We start from the raw sequence: 20,141 nt of genomic DNA, 5'->3' as shown, positions 1-20,141 counted from the left end.
TGCAGAAGGCGTTGCAATACAATAGTGGCTCTTTGATATCCATGCGCTACTGGTTGTGCCGCCATGTCCTCTTCGCCACGTATTGCTGTGCTGGGTGTTTCACAAGCCTCCTATAGCTCGATTGAAGTCGAGCGCCTTGCCGCGCTTTCCGACCTTCGCGATGCTCCTGCGTATGACGTTCTGCTGCTGGATTTGCCGGGGGCACGTGCTGGCGAGGCCTTGCGCGCGCTGCGTATGGACCGGCGCTATCGGTTCAGTCTGATCTATTGCTGCCAGGATCAGGATGCCTGCTGTGTGGCGCTGGGTGATGGCGCTCCGCCGTCAGACCTGGGCGCTCTGGCGTCATTGTGGCAGCTGTGGAACGAGCGTTTTGGACTGTTCAATCGGGGCGCGTTGCCTGAGCGGTTCGAGGCGCGGGTGCTGGCCTGGCTGTGGTTGCGGCCACAGAGCGCGGTGTATGCCGTCCGCAGTGTGAGCGTAGCGCAGCATTATCACTATCCTCTGCTTGAAGCGCTGGGGGACGATGAGACACCAAACGCCTTTACCTGGCTGCAGTTGATGACCCAGCAGGGCTGGCTGGAGGAAGCCGAGCTGCTCGACCGGGTGCGCCTGTGTGTCGGTTGCGGCTCGGGGCGGCTGAATTATGTGGATGTCTGTCCCGAGTGCCAGACATTGGAAATCGCCCGCCAGCCGTCGCTTCACTGCTTCACCTGCGGGCATGTCGGGCCGCAGGAGCATTTTCTGAAAGACGGGCTGCTGCTCTGTCCTAACTGCCTCAGCCGCCTGCGTCATATTGGCAGCGATTATGACCGCCCTCTGGAAAATTACCGTTGCCGCAGCTGCCAGTCGTTCTTTGTCGACGCGGACATCGAGGCCCGCTGTCTGGACTGTGGTCTCGCCCATGCTCCGGACAAGCTGCGCGTGCGTGAAGTGCGTAACTATCGACTGGCCGAGGCCGGGCGTTTGCGTTGTCGTCAGGGATACGGCAGCAATGCGGTTGAGGCCAATCAGTTCAGCCAGCTCAACCTTCTGACCCGCAAGGCTTTCCATGAGCTGCTCAACTGGCAGCTGCAGCAGGTGCGTCGCTACAAGCAACCGGCGTTTTCATTGCTGGGGCTGCGGTTCGTCAATCTGGCGGCGACCATCAGCGAGCTTGGAGAGCTGCGAGGCCATGCGCTGGTGGATGGTCTGGTCGAGCATCTGCAGGAGGCAGTGCGCGACACGGATCGCTGCAGCCGAGTCAGTGAGGAGATTCTCTGGATCATGATGCCGCACACCGATGCATCGGGCGTTGCGGTCGTGCGCCAGCGGCTGGCTCACAACGTTGAGCGACTGGCCAGTGAGCATATCGGGCGTCTGCAGTTGCGGCAGGCAAGCTTCACCGCGCCGGATGATCTGCTTGAACAGGAGGATGCGGCCTTGCTGCTGGCGCGACTGGGCGGGGAGCTGGGTTGAATGGAAGGCTTCTGGCTGCAGTGGCTGGGTATCCTCGGCGAACTCGACAAGCCTGATGGCCTGGGCTACCTGCTGGTCATGCTGTTTCCGGCATTTCTGCTGCTGGAGGTGCCGATCAATCTGGTAATCCTGTTCGGCGTGTTGCGCTGGTTCGTGCGCAAGCCATTCGTGGTGCCCGAAGGCAACAGCTACTTGCCGCGCGTGTCCTGCATCATTACTTGCTACAGCGAAGGCCGCGATGTGCAGACCACGCTACTCAGCCTGTGCGAGCAAACCTATCGCGGCGAGGTGGAGATGATCCCGGTGGTCGATGGTGCGGCGCTCAACTACTCGACCATGCAGGCCGTGCGGGATTTTCGTGTCGATGCACGCCTATACCCGCGCCGCTTTTTGCGCCCGATAGCCAAATGGCAGCGTGGAGGTCGGGTTTCGTCACTGAACGCAGGGCTGGCATACAGCACTGGCGAGATCGTCATGGCCCTGGATGGCGATACCTCGTTCGACAACGACATGCTGGTCAATGTGGTCCGGCATTTCCAGGACCCCGACGTGCCTGCCGTCGCCGGCAGCCTGCGGGTGCGCAACGCGCGGGCTTCGCTGAGCACGGCCATGCAGGCACTGGAGTATCTGCTGTCGATCCAGATGGCCAAGATCGGCCTCAGCGAGTGGAACGTCGTGAACAATGTTTCAGGTGCTTTCGGGGCCTTTCGTCGCAGCTTTCTCGAAAAGATCGGTGGTTGGGACACCCACACCGCCGAGGATCTGGATCTCACCCTGCGTATCAAGAACTACTTCGGTCGCAGACCGTTGCGTATTCCCTTTGAGCCGTGCGCCATCGGGCATACCGACGCGCCGGTGACATTCCGCCAGTTTCTCATGCAGCGTCTGCGCTGGGATGGCGACCTGTTCTTCCTCTATGTGCGCAAGCATCGGCACAGTTTCACTCCGCGCCTGCTGGGCTGGCCAAACTTTCTGGTCGTGCTGCTGACCGGGTTTTTCTTTCAGCTGGTGCTGCCGTTCATCATCCTCGGCTACTTCTTCGTCGGGCTGTATGCGCTGACGCTGTCGACCTTTCTGGTGCTGGCACTGCTGGTTTATCTGGTCTATCTGGCCAACACCCTGCTGGCCTATTTTGCGCTGTTGGCGATGGTGTCCGAGCGGCCTCGGGAAGACCTCCGGCTGTGCTGGGCGGTGCCGCTGTTTCCGTTGTTCATGTTCGTCATGCGTTGCTGGAGCGCCGTGGCGATTCTCAACGAGCTGATCCGGCGCGGGCATGAGGAAACGGCAATGGCGCCCTGGTGGGTGTTGCGCAAGGCGAAGAGGTTCTGATGCTGCGTTTCTGTACGTTTTTCCTACTGTCGTGGCTGGTCGCGACCTGCCGGGCCGATGTGCTGCCCTTGGCGACCTTGCTCGACAACAGTGTCGCGGCACCGGCGCTGCGTGCCGTCGAAGCCGAGATGTCCGCGCTGGATGCGCTTCGTCAGCAGCGTGAGGCCGAGGCTGGCTGGCAATGGTTCGCCTCGGCTGGCGTCGGACGTTACCGCGAACTGGTGACCGAGGAGCTGCGTGACGACTATTACGGGCGCGACCTTGCCCTGGGTTTGCGTCACCCCTTGCTGGGCAGCCTGCACCGACAGCTGGGAGCGGTGCGCAGTGTGGATGCCGAGCGTCAGCAGCAGGCTGCACGGCGTCTTCTGTACCAGGCCCAGCAGCGTCTGGCGCTGCGCAGTGCCTACGCCGACTGGTGGCGTGCACAGCAGGAGCAACGCTGGTGTGAAGGGCTTGCCGAAGGTGCGCAAAAGGCCCGGCAACATTTGGCGGAGCGTTTGCGGGGTGGCTGGTTGCTGGCCTCCGAAGCCGGACTGCTGGATGGTCGCTGGCAGGCCTTGCAGCGACGCTGTACAGAAGTTCGGCTGGTACTGGATGAAACCCGCTACAGCCTGCAGGCCCTGTCCGGCCAGGCTGTCGGCTCGCAGGATCAGGCACAGGCCGAAATGCTGGCCGACACCGTACAGCCCCTCAATGCATGGTTGCAGGCTCTGGAAGCGCATCCGCGTTTGCTGGAACGTCGCGAGCAGTTGCAGTTGGCTGAACAGAACCGGGACAGTCCTTGGTATGCCGGTGTCGACTCGAATTTCAGCATCGCGCAGAGCTTTGAGGAGCGAAACGGCGGCAGCAAACCGGGAAATGGCCTGGTTGCCAGCATCAGCCTCTCGGCGCCCTTTGATCCGCTGGCCTACGGTCAGGCGCGTGACAATCTTGGCGCGGCGCGTTATCAGGCAGCAGTGGCGCAGCTGGATGCCGAGCGTGAGCAGCTGGCGCAAGGGCTTGCGCAGGCGTTGCGGACACGGCGGCTGGCCACCGAAGAGCTGTCGGCATCGCGCCAGCAACTGGAGTCGGCGGCCCTGGCCATGCATGAGCAACGCTTGCGTCGTGACAGCCAGATCGACCAGGCATTCCTGGGCACGCTGACGGCGGAGCTCGAACACGGCTATGCCGGATTGCGGCTGATCGCGGCATGGCACGCGCTCTGGTTGCAGGATGCGGCGCTGCGTCTGCTGGTTGACGGCGACCAGCGCTCACCGTTGCTCGGTCCGCTGACGCTGGGCTGGCAGGAGCTGTTGCCGAATGCGCCACGGCCGGCGTCGGTCGAATCGACGGTGTGGCGTCAAGGCGCCTATGTCTGGGACAGCCGGCAGCTGCTCGATGAAAAGAGCCGGCGCCAGGCATTGAGTGCCTTGCGCGAGGCCGGCATGCAGCGCATCTATCTCGGCGTCAGCGCCACGCAGGTTGCCCAGCCCGAGCGACTGCGCGAAGGGCTCAGATTGACGCTGAATGAGGCACACGAACTCGGGCTGGAGGTGGCACTGCTGCTCGGTGATCCGCAGTGGCTCTTGCCGGGGCCGCGCCAGGGGCTGCTCGATCTATTGACCGAACTGGCGACGCAGCCGTTCGACGCTCTGCATCTGGATCTGGAAGTCGAGCAACTGGGCTGGCCGGTTCCCCGAGAGCGCCTGCAGGACTGGGTGGATACGCTGGCGCAGGTGGTGCGCGTCAGCCCCTGGCCGCTGGAGCTGTCCAGTCACCATCGCTGGTTCGTTGCGCGGCGCCCCGGCGAGTACTGCGTGCCCTGTCACCTGCAACAGGTGGGCGTGCAGCAGGTGAGCCTGATGATCTATACGCGCAACCCCGAGCGCAGCGCCGAGCTGGCCGAAGGTATCGCCCGGCGCTGGCCGGCGCTGAGGTTCCGCCTGGCACAGAGCCTGGAACCGCAACTGGCTGCAGAGGAAACCTGGAGTGGCACAGGTCATGTGCAGTTGCAGGCACAGGTCGAGCGCTGGCGGCAGCGTTTGCAAGCCGTATCCGTTGGCGGCATCGATTGGCAGGACTGGTCCTTTTATCCCCATTGAGCACCGAGCATGAAGATCAAGTTTTCCAGCGCCAAGGAACAGCAGCCGACTCAGGAGCAGGGGTTGCAGGTGCTTTATGCGCCCGGCAAACGCCTGGCTTTCCGGCTGCGCTGGTACCTCATCCTGCTGACGGTGGTCAGTCCGCTGTTATGGCTGCTGGGGCGCTGGATGCTGGCGCTCTGGCTGATCGAAGCCCCCGCACAGCTGCATCTGCCGGGTGGCGAGCTGCGCGCACGGGACGGGGCACAGGTGCAGCAGGTGTTGGTGCAGCCGGGCCAGCGCGTTCTGGCGGGTGATGTGCTGGTCCGGCTGGATAATCCGGAATGGCGGGCGCGGCGTTTTCTGCTGGAGGCCGCAAAGAGTGCGCCGAGCGAATACGACAGATCGGCGCTGGAGCGCGAGGGTGCGTTGTTGCAGGCTCTGCTTGAGCGCGCACGGGTGCGGCTGGAGCAGACGCAGCGTCTGTACGAGGCCGGTGCGGCCACTCGTGGTGAGCTGCTGGCAGCGACCGATCAGCGTGACGCACGGTTGCGCGACATCTATCAGCTTGAGCAGCGCCGTCAGCCGACCCTTGACCCGGACCAGCGTCAGCGCGAACTGGAGCTCGCTTGGCTGGACAGTCGCCTGCAGGGGCTCGAATTGCGTGCCGAAGCAGACGGCAAGGTCGGCGAGATCATGGTTGCGCCGGGCGAGAACGTTGGCCCCGGCATGCCCCTGTTGCGTCTGGAGCGCGCGGGTGAGGCCCAGGTGTGGATCTATCTGCACCCGCGCCATGCAGCCAATGCCGCCGTCGGTCAGCCTCTGAGCTTGATTTTTCCTGATGGCAGCCAGCGCCCGGCAGTGGTGGTTCAGGCTGTAGATAATGCCGCGCAGGTGCCGACCGAGTTACGGCCTCCGTTCAGCGCCCCGGAGCGCAGCCTGCGGGTGCTGGCACGGGTGGATGACCTGCCGGAGGCGTGGCGTATCGACCGTCTCGGTCTCAAGGCCCGCTTCCCGCATGCCTGGCGTCTCGGGGGCGGCTAGCGAGCGGTTTGTGCAGACCCGATTTGGGCTTCAAGGGCCGTTTGAAGGCGCTTTGCCTAGCGCATGAAAAGCCTGTAGACCAGCTTCTGCAACGCCTTGCCATAGGGTGGATAGATCAGTCGTGAGGCATTGAAGCGCTGCTTGATGAATACGCCCTTGGCCTTGCTGAAGGTCAGAAAGCCTTCGTGCCCGTGGTAGTGGCCCATGCCGGACGGGCCGACGCCGCCGAAGGGCAGGTCGTCCTGGGCCACGTGCAGCAGCGTGTCGTTGAGGCAAACGCCGCCAGAATGGGTGCGTTCGAGCACGGTCTGCTGCTCGGCCTTGTCGTAGCCGAAATAGTAGAGCGCCAGCGGCCGCGGGCGGGCGTTGACGTAGGCCAGCGCCTGCTCCAAGTTGTCGTAGGGCACGATGGGGAGTAGCGGGCCGAAGATCTCGTCCTGCATCACCCGCATCTCGTCGCTCACATCCAGCAGCAGATGGTGCGGCATGCGCCGGTCCTGGCTCTGCTCGAACAGCGGCAGCAGGCGCGCGCCCCTGGCCTGGGCATCGTCCAGATAATCCTGCAGGCGGGCCTGCTGGCGCGGGTTAATGATCGAGGTGTAGTCGGGGTTGTCTGAAAGTTGCGGGTAGAAGCGGCGGACGACCTGGCTATAGGCCTCGATGAAGCCTTCGATCCGCGTCCTGGGCACCAGCACGTAGTCGGGTGCCACGCACGTCTGGCCGGCGTTGAGCGTCTTGCCGAAGGCGATGCGCTCGGCGGCATCGGCCAGCGGCACGTTCGCCGAGACGATGGCCGGTGACTTGCCGCCCAGCTCAAGAGTTACGGGTGTGAGGTTTTCCGCTGCGGCGCGCATCACCTGCCGCCCGATGCTGGTGCTGCCGGTGAACAGCAGGTGATCGAAGGGCAGGCGCGAAAACGCGATGCCCACGTCCGCCTCACCAAGCACCACGGCTACCTGATCCTCCGGGAAAACCTGCGCCAGTAAATCCTTCAGCAGTAGTCCGGTGGCCGAGGTCGACTCGCTCATCTTCAGCATCACCCGGTTGCCCGCCGCCAGTGCGCCGATCAGCGGACCGATGGCCAGATAGAGCGGGTAATTCCAGGGCACGATGATGCCGATGACGCCGAGTGGCTGATACACCACCTTCGCGCTGGCGGGCTGAAAGGCCAGCCCAACGCTGCGCCGCGAAGGCTTCATCCAGCGGCGCAGGCGTCGTCTGGCGTAGTCGATGCCGTGCAGGCTGGGCATGATTTCCGCCAGTCGGGTTTCGTCCGCCGAGCGATTGCCGAAATCTGCGCTGATGGCTTCGATGATCGCCTGTTGGTTGCTGGCGAGCAGTCGATGCAGGGCGTCGAGCCATTGCACGCGATCTGCCGCGCTCGGATAGGGATCGGCCAGGAAGGCGCGGCGCTGCTGTTCGAGCAGCGACTGCAGGCGCTCGAACTCGGAGTTCGTCTGATCCAGATGGGCGGCAGTGGCGGGCATGCTGACATTCCGGTGAAGGCGTGATCCGCATTGTTCTCGCTTGCAGGTGAGCCTGCCAAGGCCATTGCCGGCCAGCTGGCGCTAAAAGCACTGCATTGACCTGCCGAGCCCATCGTCTGACCGAATTGCCCTGTGATTACCCCGGCGGGCGGTTGCGCCTCAGAGGTTCCAGACCTGCTACTGCTCGCCGCTGCGCTCCCACAGCGCATAGTGGACGTTGCCGGCCTTCTTTTCCCGGTGCAGCCGCCAGTTGGCGGGCAGGCCGAGGCTGGAAGGCACGGCTTCGCTTTCGGTATAGATCCAGGCGTTGTTGGCCAGCCAGCCCTTGCTTTCCAGTAGCTCGCACGCCGGTTGCAGCAGGTTCTTGCTGAATGGCGGGTCGAGGAATACCAGGTCAAAGGGCGTGGGTGTCTGGGTTTCCAGATAGCGCAGGGTGTCGCTCTGCAGCAGCTGGCCCTGACCACACTTGAGCGTATCCAGATGCTTGCGCAGGCTGGCGATGGCAGTGGCATTTACATCCAGCGCCAGTGCCATGCCGGCGCCTCGGGACAGGGCTTCCAGGTACAGCGCGCCACTGCCGGTGAAGGCGTCCAGTACTCGCGCCCCGGAGATGTAGGGCGCGAGCCAGTTGAACAGGGTTTCGCGTACCCGGTCCGGTGTCGGGCGCAGGCCTTCGGCGTTGGGGAAGTCGAGGCGTCGGCTGCGCCATTCGCCCCCGATGATGCGAAGCTGGCCCTGGCCGCCGTGGGCGGAAGGGCGAATGGGTGGGTTGGCCATCAGTGCTCCGGGACGCCGCTGGGTTGTTCGAGAGGTTTGTCGCTGGGTGCGGGCAACGGCTGCTGCTCGACCTCAGGGCCTGCCGTGACGATGACGAAACCGTCCGCATTCAGATGCCTGTTCATCGCCGTCCTGATGTCTTCGACCGACAGCGTCTGGACCTGTTGCATGAAGTCCTCCAGATAGGTCAGCGGCAGGTTGTAGAAGCCGATGCTGCCCAGCTGGCCGACGATATCGGCGTTGCTCGCCGTGGACAGCGGAAAACTACCGGCAGTCTGGCGTTTGCTGCGCTCCAGCTCGGCCTCGGTCGGGCCTTGTTCGAGAAATTCTCTCACCAGCTGCTGCACCAGTTGCAGCGTGCCTTCAGCCATGTCGGCACGGGTCTGCAGGTTGATCATGAAGGGACCGTTGGTCTGCATTGGGCTGAAGCCGGAATAGACCCCATAAGTCAGCCCGCGCTTCTCGCGTACCTCTTCCATCAGTCGTGTGCCGAAACCGCCGCCGCCGAGGATCTGGTTGCCCAGGTAGAGCGCAGCGTAGTCCGGATGGCCACGTTCGATGCCGAGTTGAGCCAGCAGCAGGTGAGTCTGGTTGGACGGATGATCGAGGTGTTCGCGCGTTGCTGGCGGTAGGGCCGGGGCTGCCGGCGCAGACAGTGCAGCGCCTTGCGGCAGGGCAGCGGAGACCTGCGCGGCAATCGCCTCGGCTTCCTCGCGGCTGAGGTCGCCGACCAGTGCGATCACCACGTTGCCGGCAGCGTAGGCCCTGGCGTGAAAGTCGCGCAGCTGGGCGATATCGATGGCCGGGATGGACTCCGGGGTGCCCTCGCTGGGGTGTGCGTAAGGGTGTTCCTGGTAAAGCTGCTTGAATAGCTCCAGGCTGGCCAGCTTGCCGGGGCTCTGCTTCTGGAACTCGAAGCCGGTCAGTATCTGGTTTTTGATGCGTTGCAGCGAATCATCAGGGAAGCTCGGCTGGCCAACCACCTGGCTGAACAGTTCCAGTGCCGGTTGACGCTTGTCCGCTGCGCTCAGGCTGCGCAGGCTGGCGATGGCCATGTCGCGGTAGGAGCCGTTACCGAAATCCGCCCCCAGATCTTCGAAGCCTTCGGCAATGGCGGTGACGTCCCGGCCTGCGATGCCTTCATTGAGCATGGCGTTGGTCAGCATCGCCAGTCCCGGCACGCCGTCGTCCTGGCTGCTGCCGGCGGCAAAGGTCAGGCGCAGGTCGAACATCGGCAACTCACGGGCTTCGACAAACAATACCCTGGCGCCGCCTTCGGTCTGCCAGCTCTGAATATCCAGATTGCGGCGCGGCAACGGCTGGTCGTCCAGTTCGGCCAGCGATTGCAGGCGCGGCTGGCCTTGTGCGGCGCGGGCGATTGCCTGGCCTGATTCGACCGGTGTTGCGACGTTCTGCGCGGGCGGGATGGTGGCGACAGCATCGCCGGTTTCGCTGTCACAGGCGACCAGGCTGAGGGTGCCGAGCAGGAGCAGGCTGAGCAGACTGCTGCGCATAAAGGTGCGATCACTCATCGCCAGATTCCTCGGGCAGAACATGGGCCACGCTCAGGCGCGAGCGGGTGAAATAAGTGCGGGCGGCCTGCTGGATGTCTTCCGGCGTTACTGCTTCCAGCGCAGCGAGTTCTTCGTCCATCAGCCGCCATGACAGGCCCACGGTTTCCAGCATGCCAATGGTGGTGGCCTGCTGGGTAATGGAGTCACGCTCGTAGACCAGCCCGGCGATGACCTGGGCACGGACGCGCTCAAGTTCCTCGGGTGTAGGCGGCGTTTGCTTGAGTTGCTCCAGTTGCGCCCAAAGGCCGGCCTCTACCTCGTCCAGAGTGCGGCCCTTTTGCGTATTGGGCGCCGCGCTGAGGACGAACAGGCTGTCGCCGCGGGCGTGGGCGTTGTACCAGGCCGAGGCGCTGCTCACCAGTTCCTCGCCGCGCTCCAGTTGTCGGGGCAGGCGTGCGCTGTAGCCGCCGTCGAGCAGCGCAGTGATCAGTCGCAGCGCATGGATTCGCCGGGGGTTGTCGGTCTCGGTCGCCAGGCTGGCCGTATTGAAGGCCATCATCATGCTCGGCACCTGGGTGTTGAGGTGCAGGGTCAGGCGGCGCTCGCCGGGCTCGTCCAGTTCCAGCGGGCGCTTGGCGCTGGGGATCGGGCGCTTCTCGACAGGGCCGAAATAACGCTCGGCCAGGGTGCGCACTTCATCGAGCGTCACATCACCCACCACCACCAGGGTCGCATTGTTGGGGGCGTACCAGGCCTCGTACCAGGCGCGCAGGTCCTCGACGGTCATGCGATCGAGGTCATCCATCCAGCCGATGGTCGGGGTGTGGTAGCCGCTGGCAGGGTAGGCCATGGCCTTGAAGCGTTCGTAAGCCAGGGCGCTGGGCTTGTCGTCGGTGCGCAGCCGGCGTTCTTCCTTGATGACCTCTATTTCGCGGGCAACTTCGTCCGGCGGCAGCTTGAGGCTGGCCAGGCGGTCGGCCTCAAGCTCGAAGGCGACGGCAAGGCGATCACGGGCGAGTACCTGGTAATAGGCGGTGTAGTCATCGCTGGTGAAGGCGTTTTCCTCCGCGCCGAGTTCACGCAGGATGCGCGAAGCCTCTCCGGCGGAAAGCGTCCGGCTGCCCTTGAACATCATGTGTTCCAGGGCGTGTGACAGCCCGGTCTGGCCGGGAGATTCATAGCTGGAACCGACCTTGTACCAGAGCTGGGAAACCACTACGGGGGCGCGATGGTCCTCGCGGACGATCACCTTGAGGCCGTTGTCGAGAAAGAATTCGTGCGTGGGCTGTGCCTCGGCGACTGCCTGGGGCAGGTACAGGGCGGCGGCAAACAGCAGGGCGGCGCGGCGTAGCATCGGGGGCATAGTGAAGACTCGCTCGGAAATGAGTCCCGCGGCCTGAAGCTGCCGGCGGGAACATGCGTGGCATGGTACTGGGGCATTGTGGCCGGGGCAAAGCGGGGTCGGGCTAGAACTGCATCGATATATGACGCAGAGGCGCAGTGCCACGCTTAGCGCAGTCGGTTGTGCGGTGCTAGGATAGCCACCGTCTGGCTGGTGGCGTGGCTGCTGGCGTTTCGCCCTCTTGAGAAAATCTTCTCCATGTTTGGTTCCAACGACGATAAGAAGACGCCGGCCGAGGCTGGCGAGAAGAAAGGTCTGTTTGGCTGGCTGCGCAAGAAACCGCAGTCGCCCGCAGCCGAACCGCTCCCATCCGAGCCGCTGGAAGACAGCCAGCCGTTCGCCGATCAGTCCGATGAGCGAGCCGAAGAGCAGTTGGCCGAGATCGAGGCCACGCAGCCCGAGCCGATCACTGAAACGGAGATCGAGCCCGAAGTCGCATTGCAGCTTGAATCCGAGCCGGTAGCCGAGATCGTCCCGCCTGTGAAGGTGCCGGCAGCTCCGGTACAGCCGCAATCGGCCCCCTCTGCGGTAGAAGCACCCGCCAAGCCGGGCTTCTTCGCCCGCCTCAAACAGGGGCTGTCGAAAACCAGCGCCAGTATTGGCGAAGGCATGGCCAGCCTGTTTCTGGGCAAGAAGGCTATCGACGACGACCTGCTGGATGAGCTGGAAACCCGTCTGCTGACCGCGGACGTTGGCGTTGAGGCCACCACGGCGATCATGCAGAACCTCGCCCGGCGTGTATCGCGCAAGGAGCTGGCCGACAGCGGTGCGCTGTACAAGGCGCTGCAGGAAGAGCTGGCGAGCCTGCTCAAGCCGGTGGAGCAGCCGCTGCGGATCGAGGCCGGCAAGCAGCCGTTCGTGATTCTGGTGGTCGGCGTCAACGGTGTTGGCAAGACCACCACCATCGGCAAGCTGGCCAAGAAACTGCAGCTCGAAGGCAAGAAGGTCATGCTTGCTGCCGGTGACACCTTCCGTGCGGCGGCGGTGGAGCAGTTGCAGATATGGGGCGAGCGCAACAACATCTCCGTTATTGCCCAGCACACGGGCGCCGACTCTGCCTCGGTGATCTTCGATGCCGTGCAGGCCGCCAAGGCACGGGGGATCGATGTGTTGATCGCGGACACTGCGGGCCGCCTGCACACCAAGGACAACCTCATGGAAGAGCTGAAGAAGGTCCGCCGGGTGATGGGCAAACTCGATGACAGCGCACCCCATGAAGTGCTGCTGGTGCTCGATGCCGGCACCGGCCAGAACGCCATCAACCAGACCAAACAGTTCAATCAGGCGGTCGAGCTCACCGGGCTGGTGTTGACCAAGCTCGATGGTACGGCCAAAGGTGGGGTGATCTTCGCCCTGGCCAAGCAGTTCGGCACACCGATCCGCTATATCGGTGTCGGTGAAGGCATTGACGATCTGCGCGCCTTCGAGGCGGATGCCTTCGTCAGCGCCCTGTTCGCCGAGAAAGGAACGAACGCAGGTAATCCGCCGTCATGATTCGCTTTGAACAGGTCGGCAAGCGCTACTCCAACGGTCACGTCGGGTTGCACGAACTTTCCTTTCAGGTGCAGCGTGGCGAATTCCTCTTCGTCACCGGTCATTCCGGCGCAGGCAAGAGCACCCTGTTGCGCTTGCTGCTGGCAATGGAGCGGCCTACCACCGGCAAGCTGCTGCTGGCCGGCCAGGACCTGTCGCGTATCAGCAATGCACAGATCCCCTTCCTGCGTCGGCAGATCGGCGTGGTGTTCCAGAATCACCAGCTGTTGTTCGATCGCACCGTTTTCGACAACGCCGCGTTGCCGTTGCAGATCCTCGGTCTCAACAAGCGCGAGATCGGCCAGCGGGTGATGACCGCGCTGGAACGGGTCAGCCTCAAGGACAAGGCGCTGCAATATCCTTCGGATCTGTCTACCGGCCAGCAGCAGCGCGTCGGTATCGCCCGCGCCGTGGTGCATCGTCCTGCATTGCTGCTCGCCGATGAGCCTACCGGCAACCTCGACCCGCGGCTGGCGGCAGAAATCATGGGCGTGTTCGAAGATATCAACCGCCTCGGTACCACGGTGCTGATCGCCAGTCACGACCTGGCGTTGATCGCCCGCATGCGCCATCGAATGCTCACTTTGCAGCGTGGCCGCCTGATCGGTGACGGGGAGGCTGCTCGATGAGCGATCGCAAACCAAGCTCAAAATCGAACCCCGGTACCGCCGAGCGCGTGGGCGGAACGGTGAATAAAGGGCCGCAGGGCAGTCTCGACGAGCCGGATTTCAAGACCCTGTTCCATGCCTGGATGGAAAGTCATCGCGCGAGCATGGTCGACAGCGTCAGTCGTTTATTCAAGCAGCCGATCGGCAGCTTTTTTACTTGCCTGGTGATGGCTGTTGCGCTGAGCCTGCCCATGGGCCTGGCACTGCTGCTGGATAACGTCGAGCGTCTCGGCGGCTCCTGGCAGCGTGCGGCGCAGATTTCGCTCTACATGCAGCTGGAAACCGACGCCAACGCCGGCCAGGCGCTGCGCGAACAGATCCTGGCGATGCCGGATGTGTCCGATGCCGAATGGATCAGCCGCGAGCAGGCGCTGGAGGAATTCCAGCTGCTGTCGGGTCTGGGCGAGGCGCTGCGTGAACTGCCGGAAAACCCGCTGCCCGGTGTCGTGGTGGTTACACCCCATGAAATTGACAAGGCAAAACTCGAAGCGCTGCGCCAGCAGCTGGCAGCGCTCCCAGGCGTCGAACAGGCCCAGTTGGATCTGCTCTGGGTCGAGCGTCTCGCCGCGATTCTCAAGCTGGGCGACCGCTTTGTCTTCGGCCTGACGCTGCTGTTGATCGCGACCCTGCTGCTGGTGATCGGCAACACCATCCGTTTGCACATCGAGAATCGCCGCACCGAGATTGAGGTGGTCAAGCTGGTTGGCGGTACCGACGGCTACGTGCGTCGCCCATTCCTTTATATGGGCGCGCTCTATGGTCTCGGTGCGGGCCTGATCGCCTGGCTGCTGCTGGCCTACGGTCTTGGCTGGCTGAATGAGGCGGTGATGGATCTGGCTGGGCTCTACGGCAGTGATTTCGGGCTGGCCGGCGTGCCAACCGAGGATGCGCTGTCACTGGTACTCGGCGCCTTGCTGCTGGGTTATATCGGCGCCTGGTTGGCGGTGGCGCGGCACCTGCGAGAGCTGGCGCCACGCTGATAACGGTTTGTTATTAAAAGAGTTTTTAGTCTTTAAGGGAACTTTTCCGCAGGCTTGCAGTCTTATCGGGCAATGTTAAACTGCTGCAGCTTCACTATCGGAGGAACTGCATGACATCTACTCTGCAACCTGTTCACGCGCTGGTTCCGGGAGGCAATCTCGAAGCCTATGTGCAGACGGTCAACAGCATTCCGCTGCTAACGGTCGAGCAGGAACGCGATCTGGCCGGACGCCTGTTCTATCAGCAGGATCTCGAAGCCGCTCGCCAGATGGTTCTTGCCCACCTGCGATTCGTCGTGCACATCGCTCGCAGCTATTCGGGCTACGGCCTGGCTCAGGCCGACCTGATCCAGGAAGGCAACGTCGGCCTGATGAAGGCGGTCAAACGCTTCAATCCGGAAATGGGCGTACGCCTGGTGTCCTTCGCGGTGCACTGGATCAAGGCCGAGATTCACGAATTCGTCCTGCGCAACTGGCGCATCGTCAAGGTCGCCACCACCAAGGCGCAACGCAAGCTGTTCTTCAACCTGCGCAGCCAGAAAAAGCGTCTGGCCTGGCTGAACGACGAGGAAGTCGAGCGTGTGGCCGACAGCCTCGGCGTCGAAGCGCGGGAAGTGCGCGAGATGGAAAGCCGGCTGACCGGTCACGACATGGCCTTCGACCCCTCGGCGGATGCCGATGATGACAGCGCCTATCAATCGCCGGCGCATTATCTTGAGGATCATCGCTACGATCCGGCGCGCCAGCTTGAGGATGCAGACTGGAGCGACAGCTCCAATTCCAGCCTGCACGCTGCACTGGAAAAGCTGGATGAGCGCAGTCGCGATATTCTTCAGCAGCGCTGGCTGAGTGACGAAAAAGCCACTCTGCATGACCTGGCTGCCAAGTACAACGTTTCTGCCGAGCGTATTCGGCAGCTGGAAAAGAACGCGATGAACAAGCTCAAGGGTTCTATCCAGGCTTGATATCGTCGATGTGAAAAAGGCGCTGCCGGGGATTATCCGGTAGCGCCTTTTTTGTGCCTGTAGAAACTTGGGCGTAGGGCCGAATAAATTGGCTATGTCCAGTTATGGGTCAAAGCCCCCTGTATAGGAGGGGCCTTGGCCGCAAGTATTGGCTTTGCGTCTCTCGGCTAAAAGCTCGCGGGCAAGCCCCCTCCCACAAAAGCGCTTGAATTAATCCAACTACAGGCTTGCCGCTGCTCAGTGATGCCTGGGGCCAGCCAGAGCGTCGGTGAGGGCAATCAGCAGTTGCGCAGCGCTGATGGGCTTGTGCAGCCAGGTGATGCCGGCATCCTGGTCATGACGCTCGAACTGGCTGACGGCGGATATCACAATGATCGGCATATTCCTTGTCCCGGCATTTTTGCGCACCTCCTCAATCAACTCTAGGCCACTGCCGTCCGGCAGGTGCATGTCGAGGGTCATGGCTTCGTACCGCGTGCTGGCGAGCTTTTCACGGGCCGCATGCAGGCTTTGCACGCGGTCAACGGCATAGCCGGCGTCACGCAGCATAAGCAGCAGCAGGCGGCCCGTGTCGGGTTCATCCTCGACTACCAGCAGGCGCAGCATCGACTGATCCGCCGATGTTGCAGACGAAGAAGGCTCGGCCAGCGGCAGCTCGCACCAGAAGGTCGTTCCCTGGCCTTCGCTGCTGTCGAAGCCGACCCTGCCGCCCATGCGCTCGATAAACTCTTTGGATATCGCCAGCCCCAGGCCGCTGCCACCCTTCTGTCGGCTGTCCGAGGCATCTGCCTGGGCGAATTTCTCGAAGACACGTGACTTGAAGCCCTGCGGGATGCCCGGCCCCTGGTCGGTGACATTGATACGCACACAGGTGTCATCGGCAAGGTTGCAGTGCAGCGTCACCTCTCCGCCTTCGGGCGTGTACTTGATGGCATTTGAAATGAAGTTGCTGAGCACTTGCTGCAGTCGCATTCCATCGACCCAGACATGTACTTCGGGTGGTTTGCGCAGGACGCAGTTCACCCCAAGGTGAGTGGCGAAGGCCTGGTTGCTGAACCGGGCTTCCTCAAGCAGACGGCCAAGCGAGTGCTCGCGCATGTCGAAGGACATCTTGCCGGCTGCAATCTTTTCCATGTCGAGCAGATCGTTGATCAGATAACCCAGGCGCATACTGTTGCGATGTGCGATCTCCAGCATCTGCTGCTGGCTGGCAGGAATCGTTCCCAGTGCACCGCCAATCACCAGTCCCAGCGCGCCACTGATGGATGTCAGCGGAGTACGCAGTTCGTGGCTCACGGTAGAGACGAATTCATCCTTCATCTGTTCGACGCGCTTGTGCTCGGTCAGGTCCATGCTGGTGCCGCTGATGCGCAGTGCCTGGCCGTTGCGGTCACGCTGGATATAGCCGCGTACCAGCATGGGAACGATCTTGCCGCTCTTGTGCTGAAAGCGCATTTCGGTGGTGAAGTGGTCAACTGCTGACAGCATGGTTTGAGCCAGTTGCGCCTTGGCACGCGGCAGGTCGTCGGCTACCAGCACGCGCTCCCAGAGCTTCAGGTCCGAGGGCAGCTCGCCGGGACGATAGCCCAGCATGTGCCAGGCGCGTGGGGAGGCGTAGAGGGTATCGGCTTCCAGATTGAGGTCCCAGAACCCGTCATTACTGCCTTTGAACGCCAGGCTCAGGCGCTCTTCGCTGAGTTGCAGGGCGCGCTTGTTCTCGCGGATGTGTTCGGTCATCTGCTGCGCCAGTGCCTCGGCGCGGCTGCGGCGCAGCGACAATGAGGAGGTCAGGAAGAACAGCAGCATGCTCAGGCCGAACCCGAGGCCGATCACCAGGCTGTCATTGTTGTGAAAGTAGGCGTCGAACTCCGGCAGGCTTTCCAGGTGCAGGGTCCAGGTTTGCCCATACAGTTCAAGGTGCAGTGTTCTGCTGTAGTGCGGACGGCGTTCGTGTGGCTGTTCGCGGCTGGCAAAGATGAGCTGGTCGCTGTGCTCATGCGGGCCGGCATAGATGCGCAGGCTGAGCGTGGGATCGGTCGCGCCGAGAATTCCGCGCATCAGGTCGCCTACCCGGTAGGGGCTGTAGACGAAGCCGCGCAGTGCCTGCATGCGCTGCTCCGCTGAGTCGATAGGCTCACCCTGCCGGTATACCGGCACATACATCAATACCCCGGCCTGCACCTCGCCATGGGTTTCCTGGCGTAGCCTGGTCTTGCCGGTAAGGCGCGCCTGCCCGGTTTCGGCAGCCGTCGACATGGCCTGCTGGCGCACAGGCTCGGAATACATGTCATAACCGAATGCGGCGAGATTGCGGTCTTCGAAGGGTTCGAGATAGAGGATTGGGATGTAGAGCGGACGATCCCCGGAAGGGTAGATGTCGTAGTCGGTAAAACCCTCTTCACGCACTGTCTGGATGTGAGCTTGGCGCTGGTGCGGCAGGACCGCCTGGGCGAAACCGACGCCCTGAATACCTGGATAGCGCTCGGCCAGTTGCAGGCGCTCGTTGTAAAGCCGCCACTGCTCGCGTGAAACGTCACCGCTGGTGTCGAACAGTCCGGCGGCGCCATAGAGGATCTGTTCGTGGTCGATCAGCCGCTTGTTGATGGCTTCGGCGGTCTTTTCCACCAAAAACTCGAACTGGGCATTGGCTGCGCGCGTTTCGTTGTTGCGCAGGTGCTGCAGGATCACCAGCTGCACCAGCAGCGTGAATATCAGGACAAGCCAGGCAACGCTGTTGCGCCAGTTCAAGAATTGTCGCACCCGGTTTGAGGGGGCGCTGTAGAGGGTTGCAGTTTCGCTCATGCTATCGCTGCCATGCGCTCGTGGGGCGAAGGTAGGAAAGGCACAGGACGCTTCAAGCCTGCGTGCATGTCGGCATTATGCACCGTTGGAGTGGGTTTCGCGGCTCAGGGTTGCTTGCCAGTCGATTTTCGCAGCCTCCTGCGGACGTGAAAAGCCAAAGCCTTGCCCATAGTCGCAGCCATGGGTCCGCAGAAAGTCGGCCTGCTCTGCGGTTTCGATGCCTTCTGCGACGACTTGCAGGTCAAGGTTGTGCGCCAGGGCAATGACCGAGCGGGTGATTGCGGCATCTTCCCGGCTGCCGGGCAGGCCTTTGACGAAGCCTTGGTCAATCTTCAGCTTGTGGACATTCATGCGCTTGAGTCGCAGCAGCGAGGAGTGGCCCGTACCGAAGTCATCGATGGCCAGACGCACGCCCAGTGCGCGCAGGCGGCTGAGCTGCTCTATGGCTGCATCAGGGTCCTGCATGATGGCGCTTTCGGTGACTTCCAGCTCCAGGCGACCTGCCTCCAGGCCGCTCTCGGCAAGGGCGTCGGTAACGAGAATGTCCAGCTCGCCCTGGCTGAACATTCGGCTGGAAATGTTCACTGCAATGAAGTCGAGCGACAGGCCGCTGTCCAGCCAGCGACGCATCTGCCGGCAGGCGCGGGCAAGTACCCAGCGGTCAATGGCGGTGATCAGGCCGTTTTCCTCGGCGATGGGAATGAACCTGGCTGGCGAAATCAGCCCTTGCTCCGGGTGACGCCAGCGCACCAGCGCCTCGAAGCCAATGATGCGCTCGTTCTGCAGTTTATGGATCGACTGGTAATGCAGCTGTAGCTGGTTCTGTTCGAGGGCCTGACGCAGCGCGCTGGACAGTTCGACCCGCTGCTGCGCCTGACTGGTCAGCTCCTGTGTGTAAAAGGCATAGGTTGAGCGGCCACTGCCCTTTGCTTTGAACAGTGCCGAATCGGCATTGCGCAGTAACTGTTCGACATTTTCGATGTCGTCTGGATAGAGCACGATGCCGATGCTGGCCGTGATGAAGAGCTCGTTGCTGCCCAGTTGAAAGGGCAGGGCAAGGCTGTCGAGCAGACGCAGCGCCAGCGCAGCTGCCTGACCGGCGTTGCATTGTTCGCAGAGCAGCGCAAACTCGTCGCCGCCAAGGCGGGCCAGTGTCATGCCTTGTTCGAGGTGTACGCCCAAGCGCCGGGCCACGGCCAGCAAGAGGGTGTCGCCCTGGCTGTGGCCCAGGCTTTCATTGATATCCTTGAAATGATCGAGGTCGATCATCAACAGCGCACCACAGCGCTTGTCCATTCTGGCTCGTTCCAGATCGTGCTTGGCACGCTCACTGAACAGCAGCCGATTGGGCAGGGCGACCAGGGGGTCATAGTGGGCGAGATAGTCCAGCTCTTCCTGCGAGCGCTTGAGGGCGGACAAGTCCGAAAAAACCGCCACGTAGTGAGTGACCTTGTTGTGTTCGTCGCAAATGGTCCGCAGGTTCTGCCATTGTGAGTACACCTCCCCGCTTTTGCGGCGGTTCCAGATTTCGCCGCTCCACATACCCTTGTCTTGCAGGTCCTGCCACATCTGGCCGTAAAAACTGGCGTCGTGCTGGCCCGAGGCAAACAGCTTGGGCGTCTGTCCCACAACCTCTTCCAGGTTGTAGCCGGTAATGCGGCTGAAAGCAGGGTTTACGTACAGGATGTGTTGCTGGGCGTCACTGATCAATACACCTTCCTGGGTGCTGGCAAAGACCGCCTCGGCCTGACGCAGGCTGCTGCGAATGACCCTCTGTTCTTGCTGATGCCGGTCCAGGCGCACGAGGTAGTGACGTCCGAGGGCGTACATCAGCAGGGTGCTGAAGATGACGAAGGCCATCCCCTTGCCGACCTGCAACATGGAAATGGGCTGCGAAGCCCGGTCAAACGAATGCAGCAGGACTTCGCCAAGCAGTACCCAGAGGGTGGCCAGCGTCAGATAGGCCAGGCAGAGTCGCCGCAGTTGGGTATTCATCTCTTTTACTCACCGAGTACTACATGAAGAGAACGAAATCTTGAACCGGGTGTGACCTGGGTCAGGCGGTTCGCGTGGGCGTAGAGCGATAGCGATATAGTGGCAGTCTAGACGACATTTCTATCGACGA

General features: G+C 62.4%; 14 protein-coding genes. 8 read left to right on the top strand and 6 right to left on the bottom strand.

Going from position 1 to position 20,141, the window contains the following annotated elements:
- Positions 1-63 precede the first annotated feature (63 nt).
- The 4 genes from NAV32_RS06650 to NAV32_RS06635 are packed head-to-tail and all read left to right on the top strand — an operon-like array spanning position 64 to position 5,888.
- Positions 64-1,455, top strand: coding sequence for a diguanylate cyclase domain-containing protein (locus tag NAV32_RS06650; protein ID WP_256052013.1), 1,392 nt, complete (start codon positions 64-66; stop codon positions 1,453-1,455).
- Positions 1,456-2,784 carry a glycosyltransferase family 2 protein gene (locus tag NAV32_RS06645; RefSeq protein ID WP_256052012.1) on the top strand — a complete coding sequence of 443 codons (1,329 nt, stop codon included), beginning with the start codon at positions 1,456-1,458 and terminating at the stop codon, positions 2,782-2,784.
- The gene (locus tag NAV32_RS06640; protein ID WP_256052011.1) at positions 2,784-4,865 is read left to right on the top strand and encodes a TolC family protein; all 2,082 of its coding nucleotides are present in this window, start codon (positions 2,784-2,786) and stop codon (positions 4,863-4,865) included. Before NAV32_RS06645 ends, NAV32_RS06640 begins: the two co-directional genes overlap by 1 nt.
- 9 nt (positions 4,866-4,874) lie before the next feature.
- A complete protein-coding gene (locus tag NAV32_RS06635; protein WP_256052010.1) occupies positions 4,875-5,888 on the top strand; it encodes an HlyD family secretion protein in 1,014 nt (337 codons plus the stop codon).
- Between the two features lie 56 nt (positions 5,889-5,944).
- Here NAV32_RS06635 and NAV32_RS06630 read toward each other — a convergent pair whose 3' ends face one another.
- From NAV32_RS06630 to NAV32_RS06615, 4 genes are all read right to left on the bottom strand, one after another.
- A complete protein-coding gene (locus tag NAV32_RS06630) occupies positions 5,945-7,375 on the bottom strand; it encodes a coniferyl aldehyde dehydrogenase (protein ID WP_256052009.1) in 1,431 nt (476 codons plus the stop codon).
- Positions 7,376-7,552: 177 nt separating this feature from the next.
- Entirely contained in the window at positions 7,553-8,152 is a 600-nt protein-coding gene (rsmD, locus tag NAV32_RS06625) for a 16S rRNA (guanine(966)-N(2))-methyltransferase RsmD (protein WP_256052008.1), read from the bottom strand.
- Positions 8,152-9,684 carry a M16 family metallopeptidase gene (locus tag NAV32_RS06620; RefSeq protein ID WP_256052007.1) on the bottom strand — a complete coding sequence of 511 codons (1,533 nt, stop codon included), beginning with the start codon at positions 9,682-9,684 and terminating at the stop codon, positions 8,152-8,154. Before NAV32_RS06620 ends, rsmD begins: the two co-directional genes overlap by 1 nt.
- Positions 9,677-11,029 carry a M16 family metallopeptidase gene (locus NAV32_RS06615; protein WP_256052006.1) on the bottom strand — a complete coding sequence of 451 codons (1,353 nt, stop codon included), beginning with the start codon at positions 11,027-11,029 and terminating at the stop codon, positions 9,677-9,679. The genes NAV32_RS06620 and NAV32_RS06615 overlap by 8 nt, the downstream gene beginning before the upstream one ends.
- A 237-nt stretch (positions 11,030-11,266) precedes the next feature.
- On the opposite strand from NAV32_RS06615, the gene ftsY reads away from it, so the two are divergent.
- The 4 genes from ftsY (at position 11,267) to rpoH (ending at position 15,214) form a co-directional block, all read left to right on the top strand.
- Positions 11,267-12,562 (top strand): signal recognition particle-docking protein FtsY, encoded by a 1,296-nt coding sequence (gene ftsY / locus NAV32_RS06610; RefSeq protein WP_256052005.1) that lies wholly within the window; start codon positions 11,267-11,269, stop codon positions 12,560-12,562.
- Positions 12,559-13,230, top strand: a complete 672-nt coding sequence (ftsE, locus tag NAV32_RS06605; protein ID WP_256052004.1) for a cell division ATP-binding protein FtsE — start codon at positions 12,559-12,561, stop codon at positions 13,228-13,230. The genes ftsY and ftsE overlap by 4 nt, the downstream gene beginning before the upstream one ends.
- Complete coding sequence (ftsX, locus tag NAV32_RS06600) at positions 13,227-14,249, top strand: permease-like cell division protein FtsX (RefSeq protein ID WP_256052003.1); 1,023 nt, start codon at positions 13,227-13,229, stop codon at positions 14,247-14,249. The genes ftsE and ftsX overlap by 4 nt, the downstream gene beginning before the upstream one ends.
- A 110-nt stretch (positions 14,250-14,359) precedes the next feature.
- Positions 14,360-15,214, top strand: coding sequence for an RNA polymerase sigma factor RpoH (gene rpoH / locus NAV32_RS06595; RefSeq protein WP_256052002.1), 855 nt, complete (start codon positions 14,360-14,362; stop codon positions 15,212-15,214).
- Positions 15,215-15,451: 237 nt separating this feature from the next.
- On the opposite strand, the gene NAV32_RS06590 is transcribed toward rpoH, so the two are convergent.
- Positions 15,452-18,016, bottom strand: coding sequence for a hybrid sensor histidine kinase/response regulator (locus NAV32_RS06590; RefSeq protein ID WP_256052001.1), 2,565 nt, complete (start codon positions 18,014-18,016; stop codon positions 15,452-15,454).
- Positions 18,017-18,091: 75 nt separating this feature from the next.
- A complete protein-coding gene (gene dibA, locus NAV32_RS06585) occupies positions 18,092-20,011 on the bottom strand; it encodes a phosphodiesterase DibA (protein ID WP_256052000.1) in 1,920 nt (639 codons plus the stop codon).
- Between the last annotated feature and the right edge of the window lie 130 nt (positions 20,012-20,141).

Origin of the sequence: Stutzerimonas stutzeri (genome assembly GCF_024448695.1) — a bacterium.
GTDB classification, from domain to species: Bacteria; Pseudomonadota; Gammaproteobacteria; order Pseudomonadales; family Pseudomonadaceae; genus Stutzerimonas; species Stutzerimonas stutzeri_T.
This window is presented reverse-complemented; position numbering and strand designations above follow the sequence as displayed.